Genomic DNA, 19,020 nt, shown 5'->3' on the forward strand with positions numbered 1-19,020 from the left:
ATGGATTTATCCGGCTAGCGCAGAAACAGCGCAGGGATAAAAAGCGATAGCAATGCGGTTTGTGAGTCGAGCGAAGGCGTGTACATCTTTACATAACTGAACGAGAGAGCAAACAAACGCAGCGAGCGGTTTTTATAGCCAGCGGGATAAAGCCTCAAGAATTTGCTTGGCGACCATAGCGTTGTGGACCCACCTGATTCCATGCCGAACTCAGTAGTGAAACGCAACAGCGCCGATGGTAGTGTGGGGTCTCCCCATGTGAGAGTAGGACATCGCCAGGCTTAAACATCGCTTTCATCTTTCTGAGAAAAAGATGAAGGCAAAAACAAATAGAGCAGCGACGATAAGACTTTATTTGTTACTCAGGATTGAGTGGAGCGGTAGTTCAGTTGGTTAGAATACCGGCCTGTCACGCCGGGGGTCGCGGGTTCGAGTCCCGTCCGCTCCGCCACTTTTTCAGAGTGTCAGCTCTTTAAACTGACTACAGGGGTGTAGCTCCAATTGGCAGAGCAGCGGATTCCAAATCCGCGTGTTGGGGGTTCGAATCCCTCCACCCCTGCCACATTCAAAGCCTCAGCAGCAATGCTGGGGCTTTTTTGTATGGGCTTTTTGGCTTCATAATCAAACGGATTGTGAGGCGTCAATACATCTAATACCATGCTCCTTCGAATTTCTTCCCTTATTAAATTACAAAACCCGATTTAAGCATGATCCACAGCATATCTTTTCGTTATTCTCATAATGGATCACCACGCTGAACGAGTTTTGACAGGGGTAAACTCAAAGTGCGGTTTAGGCTACACTACAACATCAAGTTATCCAGAGGTTTACTTATGCCACATTTTCGTTTCCGGGCAATTGAAGAAAAACATGTCGCGACGTTATCAGAGAGTCTGCTCACGCCTTTGCAGCCACTGATGGATTGTCCGGAAGAAGATTTCACTTTTGAATTCATACCCTCAACTTTTTACTTTCGTGGTCAGCAAGGCAATGATTACCCCTTTGTTGAGGTGATGTGGTTTGACCGAGGACAGGAAACTCAGAACCGAGTAGCGAGTGAGGTCACAGTCCAGATAAGAGATCTCATTGGTGATCAAAACAAAGATATTGCAGTAATCTTTAACGCGCTGGTTCCTGCTCAATACTATGATAATGGTAGCCATTATTAATGAGCCGTTGGCGTCGACGCCTTGTGCTCACTGGCATCGTTACTGTGATGTTTGGGGGCATTATTTTGAATCGGCTTTTTGTCATTCCCGATAGGGCCAAACTTTCGGCAACAGGCAGTGAGGTTGAGGCCCAATGCAGGGTTTATCCTTCTGGGTTGGCGATTGATACAGATAAAAGCCTTACTTTGGCCGTTTGGAATATCTACAAACAGCAAAAGCGGGGGTGGAATAAGACACTCTCTACACTTGCTGATGTCAGTCAGCTAATGCTGCTACAAGAAGCACAGGGTAAACCGGGAATGCGTACCTGGGTCAGAACTAATGAATGGCATCATGATCAGGCTTACGCCTTTTCTTTTGCTAATCAAGTTGCGGGGGTAATGACGTTGTCCCGGCAATTACCTCGTGAAGCTTGCGCTTATCTCACGACGGAGCCGCTCTTGCGTTTGCCCAAAAGCGCGGTAAAGACAGTTTACCCTTTGTCTGACGGCCGTCTTCTATCAGTGGTTAATATACATGCAGTCAACTTTACGATGGGGACAGAAGAGTACCAAGAGCAGCTAGATACTCTTATTGAGGCTGTGATGTACTTTGAGGGGCCCATTATTATTGCTGGTGACTTTAATAGCTGGAGTATCAGCAGGACCAGAATAATGAATGAAAAAATGGGATCATTAGGGCTCAAGCAAGTAGGATTTGAACCTGAAAATGATCACAGACTCAGAGTGTTTGGATTCCCTCTTGATCATATTTATTATCGAGGGCTGTTACTGGATGGGGCCGATGTCGTTGAAACTCATACCTCAGACCATTCACCAATGGTTGTAAGGTTTAGAATCCCTCCCAATTAAATAGCTTGCGTTATTGATCTGCATTGCATAGAAAAGAGGAGGCTTTCTGCCTCCCCTAACAATGATATTCTGCGATTATGCGCTCACGTTGTTGATATTGATGTGCAACTTGAGTTTTTGACCGGGCTGAAGATATGACCCCTTTCTTAGTGAGTTCCACTTCCTCAACTGTGTCACAGAGACTTTATATTTTGCAGCAATACTGCTCAGCGAGTCGCCACGTCGAATCTGATAGGTGATGGTCTTTATTCTTTCGCCACTTTTCGCTTCTTTCCAAATCACCAGTTTTTGCCCGGGTCTCAGAGTATCCTTCGGGCTCATACCATTCCAGCGAGCTAAGGTTTTGTGAGAGACCTTATACTGGCGACCGATTATCCAGAGGCTTTCACCGCTTTTCACTGTATGTTTGAGTTTGTAGTTGCCATGCGACTGACTGGTGATTTTTGCCAGTCTTTGCGGAGCGCTGAAGGTATAGTGTGCCTCATCCTGGATGGATTTTGGAATGAGAAGGTGCTGACCGGCACGTATACGTGTACCAGAGAGTTGATTAGCACGCTGGATGATTTTGACCGTAGTGTTATTTCGTTGTGCGATGAGCCCGAGGGAGTCGCCGCTTTTCACCTTGTATCGAACAACCTGAACGCCACGATTTTTATTTTTTGCCAGCTCACTATTAAATCTGTCGACTTTTTCTAGGGGTAACAAGAGATGGTTTGGTCCCTCAGGCGCTGTTGCCCAATGATTATAACCGGGATTGAGCTGCTGTAGTTTTGAAAGCGTTAACCCGGCATAGTTGGCAGCTAAAGCGAGGTCCATCTGCATTTGAGGCTCAATCTTTGTCAGAACAGGTTTGTTATCAATTGCGGGTAACGATAAGCCGTAGTGCTCTTTATTTTTTACCAGATCAGCCAGCGCAATAAGCTTGGGTACATAACCTCGTGTTTCCTTCGGAAGATCCAGTGCCCAAAAGTCGGTCGGTTTTCCTGCCTTTCGGTTATTTCTCATTGCCCTGAAAACTCGCCCCTCGCCAGTATTGTAGGCAGCGAGAGCTAACAGCCAGTCACCATCAAATTTTCTATTGAGATACGCCAGTAAATCGAGAGCTGCATCTGTTGATGCCTCTATATCCCGTCGACCGTCATACCACCAATTTTGTGCTAAACCGAAACGTTTTCCTGTTTCGGGAACAAACTGCCAAAGACCTGCGGCACGGCCGTGAGAATACGCAAACTGATCGTAAGCACTTTCCACCACTGGCAGCAGAGCCAGCTCAAGCGGCATGCCGCGTTGTTCAATTTTTTCGGTGATCATATAAAGGAACGGTTGGGCCCTTGCTGACACCGTTTCCATATGGGTTGGTCGCTTCAGATACCAGTTTCGGTAGTACTTAACCCGTTTATTCTCAGGTATATCAAAATACAATTGCATGGCAATACGCTGCCACACGTCTTCTTCCAGTTGAGGTATGGGTTTTGCGGGCTCAGTGACCTCTGGCGTAGTGACCGTTGTTGCTACATCATTGTTAGCCGTTGTCTCTTCGACAGTTTCAACTTTGTTGGAATCAGACGTTTCCGTCTCGGTATTAGTCGTATCAGGAGTCTGCACGAGGCTACAGCCTGACAGTACAATAAAACTCAAGATCAGAAAGCGGAACTTCATTGTTAGAAAACCTTTAATATTCCCTGATTGGGGTGAAAAGTGTTTGTTCACAAAAATTACACCATTAAAAATTGTCTTTCCAGAGACGTAATTCTGTGAAGGTTTCAAGTTCATTGGTGACGGGTTTTCTGTTATTGACAGAAAACATGACATCCCTGTTATCGCACCTTAGGAAAGGATTGATTGCTTTTTCAACACCAATTGTTGTTGGTATTGAACTCAGTCCATTATTGCGGAGCTCATTCACATTTTTTTGGTAATCGATGAGCGCTTTATTGCCATAATCGACGGTTGTGGCAAACCGCAGATTAGAGGCTGTGTATTCATGAGCGCAATACACTTTCGTTTCATCTGGCAAAGACTTCAGCTTGTTCAAAGAGCGAAGCATTTGCTCCGGCGTTCCTTCAAATAATCGACCGCAGCCACCAGAAAATAGGGTATCACCGCAGAATACTTTCCCTGCAGTGAGATAAGCAATATGTCCGCGAGTATGACCAATAACGTCGAGAACATCGAATGTTTCGCCGAGAAGGTCAATGCTATCGCCCTCAGTGAGGGTGTGGGTCAGACCTCGGATATTCTCTTTTTCAGGCCCGTATACTTTAATCTCAGGCCAGCGCTCCGTCAGTGCGTTGATTCCGCCAGTATGGTCTGCATGATGGTGGGTAATCAGTATCGCAATCAACTGCAAAGACGACGCCTCGAGGCACTCGATCACAGGCGCGGCATCTCCAGGATCAACAACAATGCACTGATTCTCATCATTATTTAACAGCCAGATGTAATTGTCAGTGAATGCAGGTATGCTTGTTACAGATAGCATTATTTTTCTCCAGCTGTACGCATTATTACTTATGAAACCAGCACGTAGTCGACGTCCACTAGAATACCCTTATACATGGGAGCAATTTGCCCATGGCGAATGGGCGTGCAGACACATCCAATGCCGCTTGGACGAATGGTTACCAAAGTTTTTTGGCTACCATCTTTTGAAGCTTGGTGGCCTGAGCTGTGAACTCGCAAGTGGTCATTGTAACATTCAGCATCAGATTTGCATCGATAAGATCAATCCCTTACGCACACTTGAGGCCAACGGCTATGAACTTCCATTTGTCGATAAGGCGTTTGATGTCTGTGTGTTGGCTAATCAACTCGACTATACCGATGACCCCCATCGCCTACTGCGCGAAATTGACCGTGTCATGATAGACGATGGTTATGTGATTATTACCGGTGTTAATCCCTGCAGCGTTATGGGGGTGGGTCGAGTGCTTCCCTGGCGAAAGGGACACCTGCCATGGAGCGGGCGAATGTTTACTCCGCTCCGGGTCAAGGATTGGTTGGGTGTTTTAAATTATGAAGTGGTTGAATTGTCCTGTTTTGGCCTACTGCCGACGACCAAAGATCGCATGAGCGGTATTTGGCTAGAGACGTCATTTTCAGGGCTTTTACCTGCCATCGGCTCGTTGTATTTTATTGTGGCTCGAAAGCGCACTTATCCTCTGAAACCGATAAAGCCAGCCTGGAAACTGAGAAAAGGCTTTTCTCCTGTCGGGGTTAACTATCGTACCCGGAGTGAAACTGATGCAGCCTAATCACTTTTCCTGCTGATACCCTGTGTCATCCTTCGATGGCGAGCCTGCTGCATCTCTGGCGAGAACATCACATCTCTCATTTTCCGGGTGTCCGGCATGTCCTTTCACCCATTCCCAGTTAACTTGATGGCGTCGGGTTTCTTCATCCAACTGCTTCCATAGGTCGGCATTTTTAACTGGCTTTTTATCCGCAGTTTGCCAGCCGCGTTTTTTCCAGTTGTGTATCCACTGCATGATTCCCTGACGAACATACTGACTATCTGTGGTTAGCGTTACACTACAGGATTCTTTCAGGCTAGCCAGCCCCTTTATTGCGGCCATCAGCTCCATGCGGTTATTCGTTGTCATCATGAAGCCCTGACTTAATTCCTTTTCGTGTTGCTTGTATCTGAGTACAACACCAAATCCACCGGGCCCGGGATTACCTAGACAAGAACCATCCGTGAAAATTTCTACCTGTTTGACCATATTTGTTAATATCACTTTTAATTAATCGTCCAGTCTTACATAAGTGTTGCCATGAAAGCCAGCTACGACAGAATTATCGTACTCGATACGGAAACAACCGGAATGAACCGGGAAGGGGGGCCTCACTACCAAGGCCACAAGATCATTGAAATCGGTGCCGTTGAAATTGTTAACCGCAAACTGACCGGCAACCATTTTCATGTGTATATCAAACCGGATAGAGAAATAGACCCTGAAGCTATTGCTGTTCACGGTATCACTGATGATTTTCTGGTTGATAAACCTGAATATCACGAAGTACATCAGGAGTTCCTTGAGTTCATTAAAGGTGCTGAGCTCGTCGCACATAATGCTCCCTTCGATGTCGGCTTCATGGATTATGAGTTCAGTAAGCTAGATTTCAATGTGGGTAAAACCACTGATTTTTGTCATGTTACCGATACACTGGCGATGGCGAAAAAGTTATTTCCGGGTAAACGAAATAACCTTGATGTTCTCTGTGACCGCTACGGAATAGATAATTCCCACCGTACTTTGCACGGCGCACTGCTCGATGCCGAGATCCTTGCAGATGTGTATCTTCTGATGACGGGAGGCCAAACTAAACTTGCGTTCTCCGAGTCTGATGGATCTGGCGGGGAAGCAGGTGGCATCTCAATTCGCAAAGCTGACAAGACAAAATCGCTAAAGATCATAGCCGCGTCTGCCGATGAACTGATAGAACATGAGGCGCAGCTGGATACGATTGAGAAAAAGGGTAGCTGCCTTTGGCGTATATAGGGAGAGGTTATGAGTTATCGTTGGACAACAGGCGTTGGTTTAGCATGTTGTCTTACATTTTCTAATTACACTGGCGCGGCGATACCTGCTGAGCCGGTGGAAATGAACATACTCGATAATCGATTTCGCATTGACCCGACGATGAGTCAGGTCACTTTCGTGATCCGCAGGGAGAGTGAAAGTAAGTCTGTTGTTCTTGTCCGCCCTGATGGCAAAAAATACTACAAATCACGCCATCCCGATTACGTATATTGGCAGCAAACAGTAGACATGGATATTGTTTCCATTTCTAACCCTATGCCCGGTCCATGGCAAGCGATTGGCAAGGTGTCTTCTGATAATAAAGTTCAGATAATGACGGATTTGAAGCTGCATATTGATGACTTCCCTTCGACCCTCTATGAAGGTGAAACGATTAAGATGACAGCCCGGATTTTATTAGACGGTAAGAAGTATGTGCGTCGTGATTTCATCAACAAGGTGGCGCTGAAAGTCTCTTTGGTCGAGGTTTTCGATGATACAGATTCACCGGAAGAGGAAGAAATCGCAGATGAGCCAAGAACCTTCTTACTTGGCAGGCTTAAAGACGATGGTAATGATTTTGATGAAATGCCACGTGACGGTATATTCACCGCAGAATTTCATATCAATGTGTCACCCGGTAAGTATAAGCTGAGAGCCGAGACAGGCAATGGTATTTTCTTCCGTGCAATAGAGCAGGACATTCTTGTTTATCCAAGCCCTGTGATGGCCGTCTTCAAGCAGAGTCGACGTAAAATCAATCCGCACCTTCTCCTTATTGAGTCAGACTCTGCCAGTATCCAGCAGGGGTCTTTGGCAGTGCATGCTGAATTTACTGACGACAAAAATAAAGTCAGCCTCTTTCAGGGCAATGCGGTGCAAGGCCTCAGCTATCTCGAAGTCAATGTCACTAACTTCGAAACACCCGGCATCCATAAATGGCAGGCGTGGATCTATGCGACAGACAAAGTTTCTGCCAGACCTCTCATTTTCCCTGTCGCCGAGCAAACCTTTGAAGTTGAAGATTTTGCTGTGCTTGAACAGGCTCGAAAAGAGAAGGAAGCGCAGGAAGAAGCTCAGCGTCTGGCTGAAGAGGCCGCAAAAATTGAAGAGAAAAAAGCAGCCGATAAGAGCACTGCATTAATTACCATTATTGGTGGCAATACTCTGTTGCTCATCCTGTTCCTGACTGGCTGGTTTGTTATGCGCAAAATTAAAGCCAAGAGGCTGGCGGCAGAAGAAGGGGACGATGGAGAGCTTCCTGGAGAAGATGAACCCGCTACTGAACCTGAGGCAGAGGATAATAAAGCGGCCTGATTGCCTCTTAGTGTGGAATTGGAAATAAAAAAGGAGAAGCAGATGCTTCTCCTTTTTTCATTGTGGCTTTCTAGAGCCAAGTCAGTGCATTATGCAGCTGTGGTTGTCTTCTTGGCTCGGGAGCGCGTTGCTTTGACAGGCTTCTCTTTTTCTTCTCCATCTTTGCCAGTCAGACCTGCTTTCAGGTAGTCAGAGTTGAAGTCGTCAACATTGATGACTTTCAATCGGCCCACTTCAGCGGTGCGGAGTATTTCAGCTTCGCTCTCAGTGATAGCGTTAGCCTCAAGACCGATATCTGCCAGCTTGTCCAAGAACATAAACGGATGTTTCTCTCCGGTAGCCTTCACGATTTTCGCGTGAATAGGCTCAGCTTTCAGGATCTCAAGGAATGCTTTTTCCAGCAGTCCGAAGTTATTGAATTCAGTTGGCTCTCTGAACTGGTTGAATCCAATACGGTCACGGGTCGCGCCCGGAGTCTGAATGATACGTGCAATTTCACCATCCAATTTATCGCTGGTTGGTTTACGGCTGGTACCAAATGGGAACAGAAGCACTTTCAAAGGAACGGCGACTGCACGGAAGCTGAAGTTATCTAAAAAGTCGATAATCGCTCTTTCAGCTTTGTACAGCGCATCTTGACAGCCCCAGTGAACCAGTGGCAGGTCGTCTTTCTGATAGCCTTCATCTGCATAACGCTTCAGGATAGCCGAAGTGATATACAGTTGACTTAAGACATCACCAAGACGAGCCGACGTACGCTCTTTACGCTTAAGGTTACCGCCCATCGTTGCCATCGCAACATCAGTCAGGAAAGGTAACATCGCACTGTAGCGGTTCATCTGCTGGTAGTAGCGCTTGGTTTCATCTTTACGCGGCGCTGCAGAGAGTCTGCCGTCTGTCAGGCTGAGCCAGATAGCACGAGACATATTGCTAAATACAAAGCCAATGTGTCCAAAGAAAGCACTGTCGAAATCTCTCAACGATTTGGAGTTGTCGGCTTCTTTTGCTGCGTTCATCTCAGCAAGAACATAAGGATGGCAACGAATTGCACCCTGACCAAAGATAACCAGACAACGGGTAAGAATGTTTGCACCTTCTACCGTCACAGCAATGGGTGCTGCTTGGTATGCACGGCCTGCAGGGTTACTTGGACCAAGGCAGATACCTTTACCACCAACAACATCCATAGCGTCCACGGCGAGCTTCTGAGCACGGTCAGTGGAGTGGTACTTCATGATTGCCGAGATGACAGAAGGTTTTTCACCCATGTCTATAGCAGCCAGTGTCAGGCGGTTCATAGCATCCAGAACATATGCGTTACCACCGATGCGTGCCATTGGCTCTTCGATACCTTCCATTTTACCGATAGGCAGCTTGAACTGGCGTCTGATGCGTGCATAAGCACCTGTTGCAAGTGCACCAGTTTTTGCACCTGATGCAGCGGCAGCAGGAAGCGTGATAGCGCGGCCTACTGAGAGACACTCAACCAGCATACGCCAGCCTTGTCCTGCCATTTTTGGTCCACCAATAATGAAATCAATAGGAACAAAAATGTCCTTACCTTTCGTTGGACCATTCATGAACGGCATGTTCAGCGGGAAATGACGACGGCCCGTCTCAACACCCTCAAGATCCGTTGGTATCAGAGCACAGGTGATGCCCAGCTCTTTCTCGTCACCAAGAAGGCCTTCAGGGTCTTTCAGTTTGAACGCAAGTCCAAGTACAGTCGCAACAGGAGCCAGCGTGATATAACGCTTGTTCCACGTCAATGACATACCCAGAACTTCTTTGCCTTCCCACATGCCTTTACAAACGATACCTTCATCAGGGATTGAACCTGCGTCAGAACCCGCTTCAGGGCTTGTCAGCGCAAAACATGGGATTTCTTTACCTGCAGCAAGGCGAGGCAGATATTGATTTTTTTGATCTTCAGTTCCGTAGTGTTGGAGCAATTCGCCCGGACCAAGACTGTTGGGTACACCAACGGTGGCGGCCATTACACCCGATACTGTGCCAAGTCGCTGCAGCACGAGAGACTGAGCATAGGCTGAGAATTCCAGACCACCATATTTTTTCTGGATGATCATTGCGAAGAATTTGTTGTCTTTCAGGTATTGCCATACTTCCGGTGGTAAGTCGGCACGCTCGTGAGTCACTTCCCACTCGTTAACCATACTACACACTTCGTTAACAGGACCGTCAAGAAACGCCTGCTCTTCCGCGCTGAGACGAGGAGCGGGTACGTCGTGCAGTTTATTCCAGTCAGGGGAACCGCTAAATAAATCTGCGTCCCACCATACTGTACCTGCATCAATCGCTTCCTGCTCGGTACGCGACATTTCTGGCATTACAGATTTGAAGGCTTTGAGCACTGGCTTGGACAACCAGTTTTGACGAAAAGATGAAACATTCAGTAATACAGCTACCACAATGAAGGCCAGCCAAGCGGCCTCGCCAACAATATCCAGCATCGAGCCAACGAAAAGCGTCGCTGCCGCAGCGGCGGTAAACAGCTTCAAACTCGCTTGATGATAAGCCAGTGTTGCTAATACCGCGATAAAGGCGATGACAAAAAGGGCTGTTTCCATACTTTTTTCTCCTAATTCACGCAACCCAAAACAAAAAAGGTAAGAGGTCATACCACTTAATTGTAATCAGTTTTTTACGTGAATGTAAAACCCCAAGTCGATGAACTACGCCTCATTAATGAGAAATTGTTTTGTGAAATTGGACGAGTACGTCTGCCTATACCAGAGTGAGACTGCCTTTTTGTCGCGGATGAATAAAGGACTATGTGCGCTGTACTGTCGACAGTGATCTCGGTTTACAGGTAAACTTCAGGCAACACGCATGTCGTCTCATACTACATGCGGCAAATGTATATCAATCGAGTATTTTCCATGTACCAAGATCTTATTCGTTCCGAACTTAATGAAGCCGCTGAGGTACTCAATGCCTTTTTGGCAGATGAGAAAAATATTGCCAACATTGAGGCTGCTGCAAAGCTGCTGGCTGACTCATTCAAAAATCGTGGCAAAGTACTGTCATGTGGAAACGGAGGCTCACACTGCGATGCAATGCATTTCGCAGAGGAACTGACTGGGCGCTATCGTGAAAATCGTCCAGGTTATCCGGCCATCGCTATTTCTGATCCCAGCCACTTATCTTGTGTGAGTAATGATTTCGGTTACGAATATGTTTTCTCTCGTTACGTAGAAGCGGTAGGTCAGGAAGGTGATGTCCTGTTCGGTCTGTCTACGTCAGGGAACTCCGGCAATATCCTCAATGCGATTGAGGCTGCGAAAGCAAAGGGTATGAAGAGTATCGCTCTGACTGGAAAGGATGGCGGTAAAATGGCGGGTCTTGCTGATATTGAGATTCGGGTTCCTCATTTTGGTTATGCTGACAGAATCCAAGAGATTCATATCAAGATCATTCATATCATGATCCAGCTGGTCGAAAAGGAAATGGAAAAGTAAACCTCTAACAAAATAAAGACACGAGGGAACATGTGCGAATTACTTGGCATGAGTGCCAATGTTCCAACTGATATTTGCTTCAGTTTCTCTGGGCTGATTCAGCGCGGCGGGAAAACAGGGCCTCACCGGGACGGCTGGGGCATCGTTTTTTATGAAGGGAAAGGGTTTAGAACATTCAAGGACCCCAACCCTAGCTGCGATTCTAAAATAGCGCAGCTGGTACAAAGCTACCCGATTAAAAGTTGTGCTGTCGTCAGTCATATTCGTCAGGCAAACCGGGGGGAGGTATCGCTTGAAAATACCCACCCGTTTACCCGAGAGATCTGGGGGCGGTACTGGACCTACGCTCACAATGGCCAGCTGACGGGTTATGACGTGCTGGATACAGGGCATTTTAAACCCGTAGGCGAAACAGATAGTGAAAAGGCGTTTTGTTGGCTGCTGAGCGAGATAGAAAAGCACTATCCTGAAAAGCCGGATGATATGGCAGAGGTGTTTGCATTTATTGCCACCCGCTGTGACAGACTGCGTGAGTTGGGCGTCTTTAACATGTTGTTCAGCGATGGCGATTATGTCATGACATATTGTACCAATAATCTTCACTGGATCACCCGACGTGCGCCGTTTGGTAAAGCCAGTTTGATTGATGATGATATGACAGTTGATTTTCAGCAAGAAACGACACCGAACGACGTGGTCACTGTTATTGCGACGCAACCACTGACCAATAATGAAAACTGGCACAAGATGTCAGAGGGTGAGTATTGCGTTTTTCACCTTGGTGAAGTTGTTGCAACCAATCAAGATGAATATCAGGTCAAAGAAGACGCTTAGTCTTTTGACGTGTTGGCCAAAAAGAAAAAACGCGCTAAGTGCGCGTTTTTTTGTTAACTGCATTATAGTCGTTGTTGATGGCCTAATCGGCCGCATAACCCGAGGTGCCGAGCACCTTTCCGTCAAGCACCGCATTACCGTCTTCCATCATGAGTCTTTCACGACAAAACCACTGCACAGCCAGAGGGTAAATTCTAACTTCCTGATTTTGGACTCGCTGATGGAGAAGGCCAGCATCGTCATCAGCAAAGACAGGCACTCTCGCCTGAATAACAACAGGACCGCCGTCAAGTTCCTCGGTGACAAAGTGCACTGAAGTGCCATGCTCGGTATCACCCGCGTCGATAGCGCGCTGGTGGGTGTTAAGACCCGGATACTTGGGCAACAGGGAGGGGTGAATGTTTAGCATCCTTCCCTGATAATGTCTGACAAACTCAGGCGTTAGTATCCGCATAAAGCCAGCAAGTACGACTAAATCTGGTTGATGAGGATCAATGGCCGCCATCAGTTCAGCGTCAAACAGCTCCCGAGTTTTACCTTTACTCAGCACAACCTGCGCATCAATCTCTGCTGTTCGTGCTCTCTCCAGTCCGAATGCCTCTGACTTGTTGGAGATCACCGCAACGACGTCAGCATCTTTATGATGGCATTGGTCAATGATGGCCTGAAGGTTTAACCCGTTTCCTGATATCAGAACAACAACTTTCTTTCTCTCAGTCACGGATTTCGACCTGCTCTTCACCCTGTTCAGCCTTAGCTATATGGCCTAACAGCCAGGCTGTTTCGCCTTCCGCGTTGAGTAAAGTAATCGCCTTTTCAGCTTGCGCAGCAGGCATTGCAATAACCAAACCTACGCCACAGTTGAATGTACGGTACATTTCATGAGTATCAACGTTACCGTTTGCCTGCAGCCAGTTAAAAATGTCAGGCCACTGCCAACTGTTACCGTCAACGACGGCTTTAGTGCCTTCAGGCAGCACTCGTGGAATATTTTCCCAGAAGCCACCGCCAGTAATGTGAGAGATTGCGTGAACGTCGCATTCTTTCATCATTTTGAGTACGGATTTTACGTAGATACGGGTTGGGGTAAGCAGTTGCTCCGCCAGAGAGGTACCATTAAGGTCGTCATCCAAGTTAGCACCGGAAACTTCGATGATTTTACGGATAAGGCTGTAGCCATTGGAATGTGGGCCAGAGGAAGCCAGTGCGATTAGAGCATCACCTTCAGCGACTTTTGAACCATCGATGATGTCTTCTTTTTCAACGACTCCGACACAGAAGCCAGCAACATCATAATCTTCACCATCATACATACCCGGCATTTCGGCTGTTTCGCCGCCGATCAGTGAGCAGCCTGATTGCTGACAACCTTCGCCAATACCTGTCACAACATCTGCTGCCGTATCGACGTCCAGCTTACCTGTCGCATAATAATCGAGGAAAAACAGCGGCTCAGCGCCCTGTACGATTAAATCGTTGACACACATAGCCACCAGATCAATACCAATGGTGTCGTGTTTTTTCAAATCCATTGCCAGACGTAGTTTTGTACCAACACCGTCGGTGCCAGAAACCAGTACTGGCTGTTTATAACCGGCTGGGAGCTCGCAAAGTGCTCCGAATCCACCAATGCCTCCCATTACCTCAGGACGGCGAGTCTTTTTTACCACACCTTTGATTCTGTCGACCAACGCATTACCTGCATCAATGTCAACACCTGCATCTTTGTAGCTAAGAGAAGAGTTATTACCGCTCACTGAAGGATCCTTTACCAGTTGGGACTAAAAGCGGCGCCATTTTAACAGCGGATAAGACAAAAGGAAAACGTTTGCGTCATCCGTTCTCACAGACTGCGCAGAGGTTAATATGGGCAGGTATCCGACTGAGGTTTCTCGTGTATAATGCCTGCGGTTTAAATTAAGCAGGAGTTTGTGATGAAAATCGTCGAAGTGAATCACCCACTAGTGAAACACAAAATTGGTCTTATGCGAGAAGGCGACATCAGCACCAAGCGTTTCCGCGAACTGGCGACCGAAGTCGGCAGTCTCCTGACCTATGAAGCGACGTCTGATTTTGAAACCGAAAAGGTGATGATTGAGGGCTGGAATGGCCCGGTTGAAGTTGACCAGATCAAAGGTAAAAAAGTCACTGTTGTGCCTATCCTGCGTGCCGGTCTTGGTATGATGGATGGTGTTTTAGAGCATGTACCGAGTGCACGTATTAGTGTGGTTGGTATCTACCGTGACGAGGAAACACTGGAGCCAGTCCCATATTTCCACAAACTGGCGAGCAATATTGAAGAGCGCATGGCGCTGGTGGTTGACCCGATGCTAGCGACGGGTGGCTCAATGATCGCGACGATAGACTTACTCAAAGAAAATGGCTGCGAAAATATTAAGGTGCTGGTGTTAGTTGCTGCGCCTGAAGGCATTGCGGCTCTTGAAAAAGCGCATCCGAATGTAGAACTATATACGGCCGCCATTGATGAGAAACTAAATGATAAGGGATATATTGTCCCGGGTCTCGGAGATGCGGGCGATAAGATCTTCGGAACCAAATAAACCACATTCCATTTAGTGCAACGAACAATAAAAGGGGCCGTTAGGCCCCTTTTGACATTATTTACTCAATACAACAAGAATCATTTTTTTGTCTGAGCTTGTTTTACAACGTCGTTCTCGCCCATTTCGTGTGGCAGGATCAGATTCAAAATAATGGCGACAATGCCGCAGAGGCTGATGCCCTGGAGGCTGAACTCGCCCACACCGAAGGCCATACCACCGATACCAAACACCAGAGTGACTGCGACAATCACTAGATTGCGCGATTTTTGTAGGTCGACTTGTTTTGCGATCAACGTATTCAGTCCAACGGTTGCAATCGAGCCGAACAGAAGGATCATGATTCCACCCATCACAGGAACGGGTATGGTTTGCAATATCGCCCCAAGTTTACCCACAAATGCCAGCACAATTGCCGTCACCGCTGCCCACGTCATGATCACTGGGTTAAATGCTTTGGTCAGCATGACTGCGCCTGTCACCTCACTGTAAGTGGTATTCGGCGGTGCGCCCACCATGGATGCCATCATGGTTGCCACGCCGTCTCCAGCTATCGTGCGGTGTAAGCCGGGTTTTTTGAGGTAGTCTTTTCCCGTCACGTTTGAAATCGCCAGCATATCCCCAACATGTTCCACCGCAGGCGCAATCGCTACTGGGATCATGAATAGGATTGCGTTGATATTAAATTCAGGCAGGGTGAAATCTGGTATCGCTAGCCAAGCTGCCTCCTGTACTGGGGTGAAGTCAACAACACCATAAAACAGGGCTGTACTGTAGCCAGCGATAATGCCTGATAGGATAGGAACAAGTTTGAAAATCCCTCTGGCGTAAACGGATATCACAATAGTCGTCAGCAGGGAAACCAAGGAAATGGCCAACGCCGCCGAGCCATCAACCAATTGAGCGCCACCATCGCCTGATTTACCCAGCGCCATATTAACAGCAGCAGGAGCCAAACCGAGGCCTATCACCATAATTACCGGACCGACAACCACGGGGGGAAGCAGTTTATGGATGAAGTCGACTCCGCGCACTTTTATCATTGCACCCAATAAAACATAGACAACACCTGCTGCCATCAGGCCGCCCATTGTTGCTGGTATACCCCATGCCTGAACGCCATATAAAATGGGCGCGATAAAAGCAAAAGATGATGCAAGAAAAATAGGTACTGAGCGTTTGGTAATAAGTTGAAATAAAAGTGTGCCAACGCCTGCACCAAAAAGCGCAACATTAGGATCGAGTCCTGTCAATAATGGAACTAATACCAGTGCACCGAATGCGACAAACAGCATCTGTGCCCCTTGGAGGATTTGCATCATTTACCTGCTCCTTAAAAAAATCGCGGAATACTATCACACAAGGTGTGTGATTACTTTCACGGAGCGGGGGATTTCCATGATCTGGAGCATTCCGACAATGATTTGCATACGAAGAATGCACATTGGAGTGCTTCGAACGCATTTTCCCTGTTTTGGCATTGCTGAGTGATCGTGGTTACGATTATGATCAGAGTCAATCAAAAAGACGAACGGCACGGATATGTTAAGGTTACTTGTTTTAATTTCGACACTTTTTCTAGCTTCATTCACCACTTTTGCCTCATCGCTCTACAATGCAGAGGTGATGGTAGAGGATAGCGATGCAGCTACTGAGCTGGCAGCAAAGCAAAAAGCTATGCTGGAGGTGTTGGTAAGAGTTTCAGGTCAGTCAGAAATTGTCGATAATCCTGTCGTCAAAAAATCTCTGGGTTCGGTTGATACGTTTATTTCCTCAGTCGGATATGGGGAAAAGAACGAACAGAAGACACTAGTGGCTGGTTTCGAGAGCAGCAAAATCCGTGCATTACTGATTCAGGCCGATGCCACCCTGTGGGGAGAGCCGCGCCCTTACGTTTTGTTCTGGCTCATTGAAGACACGCTAACGGCCGTAAGGTGCTTTGGGAGCAATCTGAAGACGAAAAAGTTGCTGTGATTAAAGCAGAAGGCGAGCGAAGGGGATTGCCCGTTCTTGTCCCTGTTGGTGACTTTGATGACGTTGTAAACGTGTCGCCACCGGATATATGGGGTGGTTTTGTTAACCCACTGAGCGACGTCAGTGAGCGATATAACCCTGATGGCGTTGTTCTGCTCAAAATCCGTCGGAACCGTGTTGATTGGCAACTATATCCAAAGTTTCAGGATATGAAGTACTCAGCGCCGATTGAGGGAAGCGACACTGGAGACATCAATGGCGTACTGGCTAATGTCGTTGATGCCATCGCCGATCAGTACGCGAGCCGCACAGCCGTTACACTTGGTGGGGACGCCAGTAACACCACTTTGCTGTCGATCACCGGATTACAGTCATCAGAAGATTACTTTTCCCTTGAAAGAACGCTTGAGGGCCTGAACTCTATCGCATCTCTTAAGTTGCAATCCTTATCGCAAGGAGAGGCGATATTTCAAATCAGCCTGCTTGGTACAGAAGAAGTATTTAACAATGAATTGATGGTTGACCGTCGTATTTCCAAAGGAAGCGCGGAAACCGAAATTGTTGACGGTCGGGTGGTTCCTCTCAAGCTGAATTACCGCTTTCGTGGCGTAAGCAAGGTTCCCGCTCCAGCACCGAGAGCACCTGAGGCGGAGACTCCAGATAATGAGGAACCTTCTGCTTCAGAAGATATTACCGAATCAGAAAACACGGTTGAACAAGCTGTGCAGAGCACGGCTAATGTTGGGAGCGATTCCGAGCAGGAACAAAACTGATTGTTTCCCTTTGCTGTGTTTGATGAAATTCAGCAATAAAATATTGATATAACGCAAACGAAAAAAAAGCAGGCAAATGCCTGCTTTTTTTATTTTTATATGTTTACGAGTTGAAGCTTAATTAGATGACTCGAAAAATGCTTTCTCATCTTTTTCTACCTGAGAGAGTTTTTTCAGACCCTGACCCAGCTCGCGGCCCCTAAGTTTGGCAAAGCGGACATTCGCGATAAACGAAATACTGGTGAGTACAAGTTCAAAGACTGCCATGAGTTGTTTTCCTTCATCAACCCAAATCATGGTTAACGCATGGAGAAAGTAGAACATCAGGATAAAATTAGCCCAGGCATGCGTGTACGGTTTACCCTTCAAAATTCCAACAAGGGGCAGTAACAATGGAAGCAACCAAGCAACTGTCATCCCCGTCGGATTGATATCCGGGTGAGGAAATATCACGCTGTGCCAAAGTGCCACGAGGGCAATCATAGCCAGGTGGGCACCAAGAGCAATGAACCTGAGTTGTCGGACAGTCAACCTGTTACTCCTTTTCTAGGTCTTCAATTTCTAAGTCTTCAATCGCTCAGCAATATTGGCAAGACGTTTGCCAGCTGCAAGAGCCAGTGATTTTTCCTCGGCGGTCAGAGTGCGCTGACTCTCAGACGTAAGATGAGACGGGCCGTAAGGCGTACCACCTGACGAGGTAGAGTGTAACGCTGGCTCGCTGTGAGGTAATCCGACAATAACCATTCCATGGTGCAACAAGGGCAACATCATGGACTGAAGAGTGGTTTCCTGTCCGCCATGCATCATAGAGCCAGAGCTGAACACCAAGGCGGGTTTGCCAATAAGTGTGCCAGAAAGCCAGTCTTTGCTGGTGCTGTCTAAAAAGTGTTTTAGTGGCGCTGCCATATTGCCAAATCTGACCGGACTCCCCATCGCAAGCCCGTCACACGCTTTGAGATCAGAGAGAGTGACCAAAGGATCATCGGGCTGCCCTGCTGATTTGGGCGCAGTGCTGCCGTACGCAGGTAGGTCTGGCACCGTTCGTAAAACGGCCTCTGCCCCCTCAGCCTCAAGTCCCCTCGCGACCATTCTCGCCAATTGCTGCGTACCGCCATGGCGGCTGTAGTAGAGTACCAGTACTTTAATCATCACAGAATTGTTAGAACCTGTTCAGGTGGACGTCCCATTGCTGCCTTATCATTAGCGACGACGATAGGCCTTTCAATCAGTTTTGGATTTTCAGCCATGGCTTCAAAGAGCTGCTGATCAGTCACATCGTTTGCGCCAAGGTTAAGAGACTTATAGATATCTTCTTTGATGCGCATCATGTCTCGTGGGGAAGCGTAACCGAGCTGTGCGTAAAGCACTTTCAGTGTGTCAATGGACAGCGGCGTCGTTAGATATTTAACAACATCGGCTTCAATCCCTCTCTCTTCAAGAAGAGTCAGCGTCTGGCGGCTTTTTGAACAACGTGGATTGTGATAAATGGTGACGCTCATGGTTTTTCCTTATATTCTCAAATCTTCTTTCTCAGCTTAC

The 19,020-nt window shown here is 47.3% G+C and carries 20 protein-coding genes, 2 tRNA genes and 1 rRNA gene; 13 read left to right on the top strand and 10 right to left on the bottom strand.

Annotation, left to right across the window (positions count from 1 at the left end):
- The first annotated feature begins 165 nt into the window (after positions 1–165).
- From rrf to A8L45_RS15550, 5 genes are all read left to right on the top strand, one after another.
- Positions 166–281 (top strand): 5S ribosomal RNA (rrf, locus tag A8L45_RS15530).
- A gap of 93 nt (positions 282–374) precedes the next feature.
- Positions 375–451: transfer RNA gene (locus A8L45_RS15535), tRNA-Asp, on the top strand.
- A 34-nt stretch (positions 452–485) separates the two neighbouring features.
- A tRNA-Trp gene (locus tag A8L45_RS15540) sits at positions 486–562 on the top strand.
- Between the two features lie 271 nt (positions 563–833).
- A complete protein-coding gene (locus tag A8L45_RS15545) occupies positions 834–1,169 on the top strand; it encodes a DUF1904 family protein (RefSeq protein WP_068903898.1) in 336 nt (111 codons plus the stop codon).
- Positions 1,169–2,020 carry an endonuclease/exonuclease/phosphatase family protein gene (locus A8L45_RS15550; protein ID WP_068903900.1) on the top strand — a complete coding sequence of 284 codons (852 nt, stop codon included), beginning with the start codon at positions 1,169–1,171 and terminating at the stop codon, positions 2,018–2,020. The genes A8L45_RS15545 and A8L45_RS15550 overlap by 1 nt, the downstream gene beginning before the upstream one ends.
- Positions 2,021–2,095: 75 nt before the next feature.
- On the opposite strand, the gene A8L45_RS15555 is transcribed toward A8L45_RS15550, so the two are convergent.
- Positions 2,096–3,679 carry a LysM peptidoglycan-binding domain-containing protein gene (locus A8L45_RS15555; RefSeq protein WP_068903902.1) on the bottom strand — a complete coding sequence of 528 codons (1,584 nt, stop codon included), beginning with the start codon at positions 3,677–3,679 and terminating at the stop codon, positions 2,096–2,098.
- 64 nt (positions 3,680–3,743) lie between these two features.
- Positions 3,744–4,502, bottom strand: coding sequence for a hydroxyacylglutathione hydrolase (gene gloB / locus A8L45_RS15560; RefSeq protein ID WP_068903904.1), 759 nt, complete (start codon positions 4,500–4,502; stop codon positions 3,744–3,746).
- Positions 4,503–4,533: 31 nt separating this feature from the next.
- On the opposite strand from gloB, the gene A8L45_RS15565 reads away from it, so the two are divergent.
- Positions 4,534–5,274 carry a methyltransferase domain-containing protein gene (locus A8L45_RS15565; protein WP_175402001.1) on the top strand — a complete coding sequence of 247 codons (741 nt, stop codon included), beginning with the start codon at positions 4,534–4,536 and terminating at the stop codon, positions 5,272–5,274.
- On the opposite strand, the gene rnhA is transcribed toward A8L45_RS15565, so the two are convergent.
- Positions 5,275–5,742 (bottom strand): ribonuclease HI, encoded by a 468-nt coding sequence (gene rnhA, locus A8L45_RS15570; RefSeq protein ID WP_068903908.1) that lies wholly within the window; start codon positions 5,740–5,742, stop codon positions 5,275–5,277.
- A gap of 51 nt (positions 5,743–5,793) precedes the next feature.
- On the opposite strand from rnhA, the gene dnaQ reads away from it, so the two are divergent.
- Together dnaQ and A8L45_RS15580 are read left to right on the top strand one after the other, a co-directional pair.
- On the top strand, positions 5,794–6,522 hold the full coding sequence (dnaQ, locus tag A8L45_RS15575; protein ID WP_083228363.1) for a DNA polymerase III subunit epsilon: 729 nt from the start codon (positions 5,794–5,796) through the stop codon (positions 6,520–6,522).
- Positions 6,523–6,531: 9 nt separating this feature from the next.
- A complete protein-coding gene (locus tag A8L45_RS15580; RefSeq protein ID WP_083228364.1) occupies positions 6,532–7,860 on the top strand; it encodes a TIGR03503 family protein in 1,329 nt (442 codons plus the stop codon).
- 89 nt (positions 7,861–7,949) lie between these two features.
- Here the strand turns inward: A8L45_RS15580 and fadE are convergent, their stop codons facing one another.
- A complete protein-coding gene (fadE, locus tag A8L45_RS15585) occupies positions 7,950–10,448 on the bottom strand; it encodes an acyl-CoA dehydrogenase FadE (RefSeq protein ID WP_083228365.1) in 2,499 nt (832 codons plus the stop codon).
- A gap of 312 nt (positions 10,449–10,760) precedes the next feature.
- Between fadE and lpcA the strand changes: the two genes are divergently transcribed.
- Both lpcA and A8L45_RS15595 read left to right on the top strand, forming a co-directional pair.
- Positions 10,761–11,339: a D-sedoheptulose 7-phosphate isomerase gene (lpcA, locus tag A8L45_RS15590; RefSeq protein WP_068903913.1), complete on the top strand. Its 579-nt coding sequence runs from the start codon at positions 10,761–10,763 to the stop codon at positions 11,337–11,339.
- A gap of 30 nt (positions 11,340–11,369) precedes the next feature.
- On the top strand, positions 11,370–12,173 hold the full coding sequence (locus tag A8L45_RS15595; RefSeq protein WP_068903915.1) for a class II glutamine amidotransferase: 804 nt from the start codon (positions 11,370–11,372) through the stop codon (positions 12,171–12,173).
- 82 nt (positions 12,174–12,255) lie between these two features.
- Here A8L45_RS15595 and purN read toward each other — a convergent pair whose 3' ends face one another.
- Both purN and purM read right to left on the bottom strand, forming a co-directional pair.
- Positions 12,256–12,894 carry a phosphoribosylglycinamide formyltransferase gene (gene purN / locus A8L45_RS15600; protein WP_245680744.1) on the bottom strand — a complete coding sequence of 213 codons (639 nt, stop codon included), beginning with the start codon at positions 12,892–12,894 and terminating at the stop codon, positions 12,256–12,258.
- Positions 12,887–13,930 carry a phosphoribosylformylglycinamidine cyclo-ligase gene (purM, locus tag A8L45_RS15605; RefSeq protein ID WP_068903919.1) on the bottom strand — a complete coding sequence of 348 codons (1,044 nt, stop codon included), beginning with the start codon at positions 13,928–13,930 and terminating at the stop codon, positions 12,887–12,889. Before purM ends, purN begins: the two co-directional genes overlap by 8 nt.
- A gap of 177 nt (positions 13,931–14,107) precedes the next feature.
- Between purM and upp the strand changes: the two genes are divergently transcribed.
- Positions 14,108–14,734: a uracil phosphoribosyltransferase gene (gene upp / locus A8L45_RS15610; protein WP_068903922.1), complete on the top strand. Its 627-nt coding sequence runs from the start codon at positions 14,108–14,110 to the stop codon at positions 14,732–14,734.
- Positions 14,735–14,814: 80 nt separating this feature from the next.
- Here the strand turns inward: upp and A8L45_RS15615 are convergent, their stop codons facing one another.
- A complete protein-coding gene (locus A8L45_RS15615) occupies positions 14,815–16,056 on the bottom strand; it encodes a uracil-xanthine permease family protein (RefSeq protein WP_068903925.1) in 1,242 nt (413 codons plus the stop codon).
- Between the two features lie 220 nt (positions 16,057–16,276).
- On the opposite strand from A8L45_RS15615, the gene A8L45_RS25825 reads away from it, so the two are divergent.
- The gene (locus tag A8L45_RS25825; RefSeq protein ID WP_068903927.1) at positions 16,277–16,708 is read left to right on the top strand and encodes a DUF8605 domain-containing protein; all 432 of its coding nucleotides are present in this window, start codon (positions 16,277–16,279) and stop codon (positions 16,706–16,708) included.
- A complete protein-coding gene (locus tag A8L45_RS15625) occupies positions 16,669–17,481 on the top strand; it encodes a DUF2066 domain-containing protein (RefSeq protein WP_083228366.1) in 813 nt (270 codons plus the stop codon). The genes A8L45_RS25825 and A8L45_RS15625 overlap by 40 nt, the downstream gene beginning before the upstream one ends.
- Positions 17,482–17,598: 117 nt before the next feature.
- Here the strand turns inward: A8L45_RS15625 and A8L45_RS15630 are convergent, their stop codons facing one another.
- From A8L45_RS15630 to arsC, 3 genes are read right to left on the bottom strand one after another with little or no spacing between them, the layout of a single operon-like run.
- A complete protein-coding gene (locus A8L45_RS15630) occupies positions 17,599–18,012 on the bottom strand; it encodes a DUF2069 domain-containing protein (RefSeq protein ID WP_068903931.1) in 414 nt (137 codons plus the stop codon).
- 30 nt (positions 18,013–18,042) lie between these two features.
- A complete protein-coding gene (gene wrbA / locus A8L45_RS15635; RefSeq protein ID WP_068903933.1) occupies positions 18,043–18,630 on the bottom strand; it encodes an NAD(P)H:quinone oxidoreductase in 588 nt (195 codons plus the stop codon).
- Positions 18,630–18,980 (bottom strand): arsenate reductase (glutaredoxin), encoded by a 351-nt coding sequence (arsC, locus tag A8L45_RS15640; RefSeq protein WP_068903936.1) that lies wholly within the window; start codon positions 18,978–18,980, stop codon positions 18,630–18,632. Before arsC ends, wrbA begins: the two co-directional genes overlap by 1 nt.
- Positions 18,981–19,020: the final 40 nt, after the last annotated feature.

It is taken from the genome of Veronia pacifica (assembly GCF_001707825.1).
GTDB classification, from domain to species: Bacteria; Pseudomonadota; Gammaproteobacteria; order Enterobacterales; family Vibrionaceae; genus Veronia; species Veronia pacifica.

Excerpts from the sequence above, each read along its gene's own strand:
- A8L45_RS15615 (WP_068903925.1), bottom strand. The coding sequence starts at position 16,056 with ATGATGCAAATCCTCCAAGGGGCACAGATGCTGTTTGTCGCATTCGGT.
- A8L45_RS15550 (WP_068903900.1), top strand. The coding sequence starts at position 1,169 with ATGAGCCGTTGGCGTCGACGCCTTGTGCTCACTGGCATCGTTACTGTG.
- gloB (WP_068903904.1), bottom strand. The coding sequence starts at position 4,502 with ATGCTATCTGTAACAAGCATACCTGCATTCACTGACAATTACATCTGG.
- A8L45_RS15555 (WP_068903902.1), bottom strand. The coding sequence starts at position 3,679 with ATGAAGTTCCGCTTTCTGATCTTGAGTTTTATTGTACTGTCAGGCTGT.
- A8L45_RS15565 (WP_175402001.1), top strand. The coding sequence starts at position 4,534 with ATGAAACCAGCACGTAGTCGACGTCCACTAGAATACCCTTATACATGG.
- A8L45_RS15580 (WP_083228364.1), top strand. The coding sequence starts at position 6,532 with ATGAGTTATCGTTGGACAACAGGCGTTGGTTTAGCATGTTGTCTTACA.
- A8L45_RS25825 (WP_068903927.1), top strand. The coding sequence starts at position 16,277 with ATGTTAAGGTTACTTGTTTTAATTTCGACACTTTTTCTAGCTTCATTC.
- lpcA (WP_068903913.1), top strand. The coding sequence starts at position 10,761 with ATGTACCAAGATCTTATTCGTTCCGAACTTAATGAAGCCGCTGAGGTA.
- upp (WP_068903922.1), top strand. The coding sequence starts at position 14,108 with ATGAAAATCGTCGAAGTGAATCACCCACTAGTGAAACACAAAATTGGT.
- wrbA (WP_068903933.1), bottom strand. The coding sequence starts at position 18,630 with ATGATTAAAGTACTGGTACTCTACTACAGCCGCCATGGCGGTACGCAG.
- A8L45_RS15545 (WP_068903898.1), top strand. The coding sequence starts at position 834 with ATGCCACATTTTCGTTTCCGGGCAATTGAAGAAAAACATGTCGCGACG.
- rnhA (WP_068903908.1), bottom strand. The coding sequence starts at position 5,742 with ATGGTCAAACAGGTAGAAATTTTCACGGATGGTTCTTGTCTAGGTAAT.
- arsC (WP_068903936.1), bottom strand. The coding sequence starts at position 18,980 with ATGAGCGTCACCATTTATCACAATCCACGTTGTTCAAAAAGCCGCCAG.
- fadE (WP_083228365.1), bottom strand. The coding sequence starts at position 10,448 with ATGGAAACAGCCCTTTTTGTCATCGCCTTTATCGCGGTATTAGCAACA.
- dnaQ (WP_083228363.1), top strand. The coding sequence starts at position 5,794 with ATGAAAGCCAGCTACGACAGAATTATCGTACTCGATACGGAAACAACC.
- A8L45_RS15595 (WP_068903915.1), top strand. The coding sequence starts at position 11,370 with ATGTGCGAATTACTTGGCATGAGTGCCAATGTTCCAACTGATATTTGC.